Below are 7,311 nucleotides of genomic sequence, written 5' to 3'. Positions count from 1 at the left end.
CTGCATCACCGGCTTTTACAAGCCGTCGGAAGGCATGATCACGCTCAACCGGAACGATGGTTCGACCTTCCTGCTCGAGCGGCTGCCCAACCATGAAATCCCGGCGCGCGCCAAGGTGGCGCGCACCTTCCAGAACATCCGCCTATTCTCCGGCATGACCCTGCTGGAGAACCTTCTGGTCGCCCAGCACAACAAACTGATGAAGGCATCGGGCTATACGGTCCTCGGCCTTTTCGGCTTCAGCGGCTATCGCAAGGCCTCGGCCGAATCGGTGGAACTCGCCAAGCATTGGCTGGAAAAGGCCGATCTTGTCGACCGTGCCGACGACCCGGCCGGCGACCTGCCCTATGGCGCGCAGCGCCGCCTTGAGATCGCTCGCGCCATGTGCACGGGACCCGAACTTCTGTGCCTCGACGAACCGGCGGCCGGCCTCAATCCGAAGGAATCGGCGGCGCTGAACGAGCTGCTGATCGACATCAAGAACACATCCGGCACCTCGATCCTGTTGATCGAGCACGACATGTCGGTGGTCATGCAGATCTCCGACCATGTCGTGGTGCTGGAGTACGGCCGCAAGATCTCCGACGGCAGTCCGCAATCGGTGAGCACGGATCCGCGCGTCATCGCCGCCTATCTCGGCGTCGACGACGAGGAAGTCGAGGCGGTTCTTACCGAAGTCGGCGACGAAGATGTGATCGAACAGCTCGATACCGGGCCGGATTACGCACATGGTCCGGGGACATCGTCGTCCTATCTCGCCGGGCCGGTGACCGACACGGTGGGCCACAGTTCAGGTGAGCGGGTTACGGTCGCCAAGGGCGCATCAAAGGCGGGTCAAGTCGACGCAAGAGCCAATGCCGCGCCCAGAAAGCCGTCCGAGCGGGTGAAGGCCAAGCCGGCCGCGAAACCTCCCACAGCCAAGCCGCGCGGAGGGCGTAAATGATGGCCGCGACAACGCTGCTCGATATCAAGGGCGTGCAGACCTATTACGGCAACATCCGGGCGCTGAACGGCGTCGATGTCACTGTGAAGGAAGGTGAGATCGTGGCGCTGATCGGTGCCAACGGCGCCGGCAAGTCGACGCTGATGATGACTATTTTCGGCGCGCCGCGCGCTCGCGCCGGCACCATCACCTTTGCCGGCACCGACATCACCCAGATGCCGACGCACGAGATCGCGCGCATGCGCATTGCCCAGTCGCCCGAGGGCCGGCGGATCTTTCCGCGCATGACGGTGATGGAAAACCTGCAGATGGGCGCCAGCCTCGACAACCTCAAGCACTATGACGAGGACGTCGAGAAGGTGTTCACGCTGTTCCCGCGGTTGAAAGAGCGCATCACCCAGCGCGGCGGCACGCTGTCGGGCGGTGAGCAGCAGATGCTGTCGATCGGACGCGCGCTGATGGCACGGCCGAAGCTGCTTTTGCTCGACGAGCCGTCGCTGGGTCTCGCGCCACTGATCGTCAAGCAGATCTTCGACGCCATCCGCGAACTGAACCGCACCCAGGGGCTGACCGTGTTCCTGGTCGAGCAGAACGCCTTCGGCGCGCTCAAGCTCGCCACGCGCGGCTACGTCATGGTCAACGGCAATGTGACGATGAGCGGCACCGGCAAGGAGCTGCTCGCCAATCCGGAAGTGCGCGCCGCCTATCTCGAAGGCGGACACCACTGAGTTCGGAGCGGAATGCGTGCATCCGCCATTCCGCTCCAAATTGTTTGTTTGTCGCATGATCTTTGTCCGGAAAGTCCGCAACTTTTCGGGGTCATGCTAAGGAGACTTCACCATGCAGGGCATTCTTTACGAGGAACCCTCGATCTGGCAGTTCTTCTTCGTCACCTGTCTGCTCGGCGGCTGGGCGGCGTGGATGACGGGCAAGGCCAGTGCTCAGACGTGGCGCAGCTTCATCCAGCTGTTCGCCTATATGCTGGGCCTCGGCATCGCGATCCGCTTCATCCATCACGCGCTGTTCGGCGGCACCATGTTCTCGCTGCATTATTATGTCGTCGACACCATCGTGCTGATGATCCTCGGCTTCGTCGGCTATCAATACACGCGCACCAACCAGATGGTGACACAGTATAATTGGCTCTACGAAAGAGCTTCAATCTTGAGCTGGAAACCGAAAGGTTGACGTTCATCATTAACGCCGCCTCGGAATTGAATCGGCGTGACAAGTGCCTGAAAATCGGCAAACTATGCTTTCTGCGATAAGGGTGGGCATCGCATGAAAGCTTCATCCACGCCCACTCCGTAAATGGGAGCGTTTAAATGAAAAAGTCACTTTTGTCCGCCGTAGCCCTGACCGCGCTTGTCGCGTTCGGCGGCAACGCGTGGGCCGATGTAATGTTCGGCGTTGCCGGCCCGATCACCGGTCCGAATGCCGCCTTCGGCGCACAGCTTCAGAAGGGTGCGGAAGCGGCTGTCGCCGACATCAATGCCAAGGGCGGCATCAACGGCGAGCAGATCAAGCTCGAAGTCGGCGACGATGTCTCCGATCCGAAGCAGGGCATCTCGGTTGCCAACAAGTTCGTCGGCGACGGCGTCAAGTTCGTGGTCGGCCACTTCAACTCGGGCGTCTCGATCCCGGCGTCGGAAGTCTATGCGGAAAACAACATCGTCGAGATCACCCCGGCTGCCACCAACCCGCAGCTCACTGAGCGCGGCTTGTGGAACGTGTTCCGCACCTGCGGGCGCGATGACCAGCAGGGTAGCATCGCCGGCGCTTATCTCGCCGCAAACTTCAAGGACGCCAAGATCGCCGTCGTGCACGACAAGACCACCTACGGCCAGGGCCTTGCCGACGAAACCAAGAAGGCGATGAACGCCGCCGGCGTGACGGAAGTCATGTACGAAGGCATCAATGTCGGCGACAAGGACTTCTCGGCGCTGATCGCCAAGATGAAGGAAGCCGGCGTTTCCATCATCTATTGGGGCGGCCTGCATACCGAAGCCGGCCTGATCATCCGCCAGGCGGCCGACCAGGGCCTCAAGGCGACGCTGATTTCCGGCGACGGCATCGTGTCGAACGAGCTGGCTTCGATCGCGGGCGACGCGGTTGCGGGGACGCTCAACACGTTCGGCCCGGATCCGCGCCTGATCCCTGCCAACAAGGAACTCGTCGAGAAGTTCCGTGCGCAGGGTTTCGAGCCGGAAGCCTATACGCTCTACGCCTACGCTGCCGTGCAGGCGCTTGCCGAAGCAGCGACCGTTGCCAAGTCGAACGACCCGCAGGCAGTTGCCAAGGCGCTGCATGAAAACGGCCCGTTCAAGACCGTGCTCGGCGACCTGTCCTATGACGCCAAGGGCGACCCGACGCTGCCCGGCTACGTCATGTACGAATGGAAGAAGGGCGACGACGGCAAGTACACCTACATCCAGAAGATGTAAGCGTCAGTCTCCAGACCGTTCACGGATGCCCGGCGCCTCGCGCCGGGCATTTTCTTTTGCCATCACGTTCAGGGGGCGGCCGACAGAGCCGGGTCCTTAGCCGGTGAATGATCGTGCGCTAGCTGCAAAGCCGGCGCTTTTCTTGCTGTTCGGATGAATGCGAAGGGCTTCTGGCGCAATGATTCCATTTCAATCGGTTTAAGCGCACGTCAATTTCGTTTGCACTGCAGCATTTTCACGCTAATCATTGCGCCGATTTCTCTTCCTTCCGTTGCTGGAGCCCAGTCCTTGGCCATCACGAAGATCCTCGTCGCCAACCGGTCCGAAATCGCCATTCGCGTTTTTCGCGCGGCCAACGAACTCGGCCTCAAAACCGTGGCGATCTGGGCCGAGGAAGACAAATACTCCCTGCATCGCTTCAAGGCCGACGAGAGCTACCAGGTTGGACGCGGGCCGCATCTGACCCGGGACATGGGGCCGATCGAAAGCTATCTGTCGATTGAGGAGGTGATCCGCGTCGCAAGGCTGTCGGGTGCCGATGCTATTCATCCCGGCTACGGATTGTTGTCGGAAAGTCCCGAATTCGCCGATGCCTGTGCCGAGGCCGGCATCACCTTCATCGGCCCGAAGCCGGACACAATGCGGCGACTCGGCAACAAGGTCGCGGCGCGCAATCTCGCCATCGAGGTCGGGGTGCCGGTGATCCCCGCCACCGATCCGTTGCCGGATGACATGGAGGCAGTCAAGAAACTGGCCAAGGAAATCGGCTATCCGGTGATGCTGAAGGCGTCATGGGGCGGCGGCGGCCGCGGCATGCGCGCCATCCGCGCCGAAGCCGACCTTGCTCGTGAAGTCACCGAAGGCAAGCGTGAGGCGAAAGCCGCCTTCGGCAAGGACGAGGTCTATCTTGAAAAGCTGATCGAACGCGCCCGCCATGTCGAGGTGCAGGTGCTGGGCGACACCCATGGCAATGCGGTGCACCTGTTCGAGCGCGACTGTTCGATCCAGCGCCGCAACCAGAAGGTCGTCGAGCGGGCGCCGGCGCCCTATCTCGAAATGTCGCAGCGCGAGGAGCTTTGCGGCCATGCGCTGAAGATCGCCCGCGAGACCAGTTACATCGGCGCCGGCACGGTCGAGTTCCTGCAGGATGCCGACACCGGCAAATTCTATTTCATCGAGGTCAATCCGCGCATCCAGGTCGAGCACACCGTCACCGAGCAGGTGACCGGCATCGATATCGTCAAGGCGCAGATCCACATCCTCGACGGCTTTGCCATCGGCACACCGGAATCAGGCGTGCCGGCGCAGAAGGACATAAGGCTGAACGGCCACGCGCTGCAGTGCCGCATCACCACGGAAGATCCCGAACACAATTTCATCCCCGATTACGGCCGCATCACCGCCTATCGCGGCGCAACAGGCTTCGGCATCCGCCTCGATGGCGGCACCGCCTATTCGGGCGCTGTCATCACCCGCTTCTACGATCCGCTGCTGGAGAAGGTGACGGCGTGGGCGCCGACGCCGGCCGAGACCATCGCCCGCATGAACCGGGCGCTGCGCGAGTTCCGCATCCGCGGCGTCGCCACCAACCTGACCTTCCTCGAAGCGATCATCAACCATCCGAGCTTCGCCGACAATTCCTACACGACCAAGTTCATCGACACGACGCCGGAACTGTTCCAGCAGGTCAAGCGCCAGGACCGCGCCACCAAGCTCATCAACTATCTCGCCGACGTCAGCGTCAACGGCCATCCCGAGACGCGCGGCCGGCCGCAGCCGAAGGCCGATGCGGCCGCACCCGTGGTGCCTTACCTCAACGGCAATGTGCCCGGCGGCAGCAAGCAGAAGCTGGATGTGCTCGGGCCGGAGAAGTTCGCCGCCTGGATGCGCGATCAGAGGCAAGTGCTGGTCACCGACACGACGATGCGCGATGGCCACCAGTCGTTGCTCGCCACCCGTGTGCGAACGCATGACATTGCCGGCATCGCCGGTACCTATGCGCGTGCCTTGCCGCAGCTTCTATCGCTGGAATGCTGGGGTGGCGCCACCTTCGACGTCGCCATGCGGTTCCTCACCGAGGATCCGTGGGAGCGGCTGTCGCTGGTGCGCGAGGCGGCGCCCAATCTGCTGTTGCAGATGCTGCTGCGCGGCGCCAATGGCGTCGGCTACACCAACTATCCCGACAATGTCGTGCAGCATTTCGTCAAGCAGGCAGCAAGCGGTGGCATCGACCTGTTCCGGGTCTTCGATTGCCTGAACTGGGTCGACAACATGCGCGTCGCCATGGATGCGGTCGGCGCCGAGGGTAAGCTGATCGAAGCGGCGATCTGCTATACCGGCGACATCCTCGATCCGGCGCGGGCGAAATACGACCTCAAATACTATGTCGGCCTGGCCAAGGAATTGCAGGCGGCCGGCGCCCACATCATCGCCGTCAAGGACATGGCCGGACTGTTGAAGCCGGCGGCGGCACGCGTGCTGTTCAAGGAGCTGCGCGAGGCGACCGACCTGCCGATCCATTTCCACACCCACGACACGTCGGGCCTGTCGGCGGCGACGGTGCTGGCGGCGGTGGAAAGCGGCGTCGACGCCATAGACGCGGCGATGGATGCTTTCTCCGGCAACACCTCGCAGCCATGCCTTGGCTCGCTCGTCGAGGCGCTGAAGGGCACCGAACGCGACCCCGGTCTCGACCCGCAATGGATCAGGAAAATCTCGTTCTACTGGGAAGCGGTGCGCAACCAGTACGCCGCCTTCGAAAGCGACCTCAAGGGACCGGCCTCGGAAGTCTATCTGCACGAGATGCCGGGCGGGCAGTTCACCAATCTGAAGGAACAGGCGCGCTCGCTCGGACTGGAGACGCGCTGGCACGAGGTGGCGCAGACCTATCACGACGTCAATCTGATGTTCGGCGACATCGTCAAGGTGACGCCGTCCTCCAAGGTCGTCGGCGACATGGCATTGATGATGGTCAGCCAGGACCTGACCGTTGCCGATGTCGAAAACCCGGACCAGGATATCGCCTTTCCGGACTCGGTCGTCTCGATGCTGCGCGGCGATCTTGGCCAGTCGCCAGGCGGGTGGCCGACGGCGCTGCAGAGGAAGGCGCTGAAGGGCGACAAGCCGATCACGGTGCGGCCCGGCTCACTGCTCAAGCCAGCCGACCTCAAGGCCAACCGCAAGGAAATCGAGGAGAAGCTCGAGCGCAAGCTGTCGGAGTTCGAATTCGCCTCGTGGCTGATGTATCCGAAGGTGTTCACGGATTTCGCCGGCGCGCAGGAAACCTATGGGCCGGTCAGCGTCCTGCCGACGCCGACCTATTTCTACGGCATGAAGCCGGAAGACGAGATCTTCGTCGACATCGAGAAGGGCAAGACGCTGGTGGTGCGCTGCCTGGCCATCGGCGATGTCGACGAGAAGGGCATGGTCACCGTGTTCTTCGAGCTCAACGGCCAGCCGCGTCGTGTCAAGGTGCCCGACCGGGCGCATGGCGCGTCCGCCGCCAAGGCCCGCCGCAAGGCCGAACCCGGCAACGAGGCGCATGTCGGCGCACCGATGCCGGGCGTCGTCTCGGCGCTTTCGGTGGCTGCCGGCCAGGCTGTGAAGGCCGGTGACGTGCTGCTTTCCATCGAAGCGATGAAGATGGAGACGGCGCTGCATGCCGAGCGCGACGGCACGGTCGCCGAGGTGCTGGTCAAGGCCGGCGACCAGATCGATGCGAAGGATCTGCTGATCGCTTTCAGCTAATTGATACCTTCCTGGGGATGGCTGTCCGCATCGTGGCGGCAGCGTCAGTTCGATCATCGATAACAGCTTGACCCGCCGCCGCCGGTCGGGCATCGAGCCCGCTCAATTCGCCGCTGCATGCATCCCGAGTCGCGGCGCAGAAACGATGTGGAGAAAAAATATGGCCGACGATATCAC

The 7,311-nt window shown here is 62.5% G+C and carries 5 protein-coding genes and 1 pseudogene; 5 read left to right on the top strand and 1 reads right to left on the bottom strand.

The window, feature by feature from the left end; genetic code table 11:
- The 5 genes and pseudogenes from EOD15_RS24500 to pyc form a co-directional block, all read left to right on the top strand.
- Window positions 1–853, top strand: a pseudogene (locus EOD15_RS24500) (ABC transporter ATP-binding protein); the annotation flags it as partial.
- 89 nt (window positions 854–942) lie between these two features.
- The gene (locus tag EOD15_RS24495) at window positions 943–1,671 is read left to right on the top strand and encodes an ABC transporter ATP-binding protein (RefSeq protein ID WP_127296224.1); all 729 of its coding nucleotides are present in this window, start codon (window positions 943–945) and stop codon (window positions 1,669–1,671) included.
- Window positions 1,672–1,783: 112 nt separating this feature from the next.
- Window positions 1,784–2,131, top strand: a complete 348-nt coding sequence (locus EOD15_RS24490) for a DUF6867 family protein (protein ID WP_127320415.1) — start codon at window positions 1,784–1,786, stop codon at window positions 2,129–2,131.
- Window positions 2,132–2,268: 137 nt separating this feature from the next.
- The gene (locus EOD15_RS24485) at window positions 2,269–3,387 is read left to right on the top strand and encodes a branched-chain amino acid ABC transporter substrate-binding protein (protein ID WP_127382923.1); all 1,119 of its coding nucleotides are present in this window, start codon (window positions 2,269–2,271) and stop codon (window positions 3,385–3,387) included.
- Between the two features lie 288 nt (window positions 3,388–3,675).
- Window positions 3,676–7,134: a pyruvate carboxylase gene (pyc, locus tag EOD15_RS24480; RefSeq protein WP_127320413.1), complete on the top strand. Its 3,459-nt coding sequence runs from the start codon at window positions 3,676–3,678 to the stop codon at window positions 7,132–7,134.
- Here the strand turns inward: pyc and EOD15_RS36315 are convergent.
- A partial coding sequence (locus EOD15_RS36315) for a hypothetical protein (protein ID WP_210212203.1) occupies window positions 7,127–7,311 on the bottom strand: 185 nt, incomplete at its 5' end. The two genes, pyc and EOD15_RS36315, sit on opposite strands and share 8 nt — an antisense overlap.

Origin of the sequence: Mesorhizobium sp. M7A.T.Ca.US.000.02.2.1 (assembly GCF_003996995.1) — a bacterium.
Lineage (GTDB): Bacteria > Pseudomonadota > Alphaproteobacteria > Rhizobiales > Rhizobiaceae > Mesorhizobium.
This window is presented reverse-complemented; position numbering and strand designations above follow the sequence as displayed.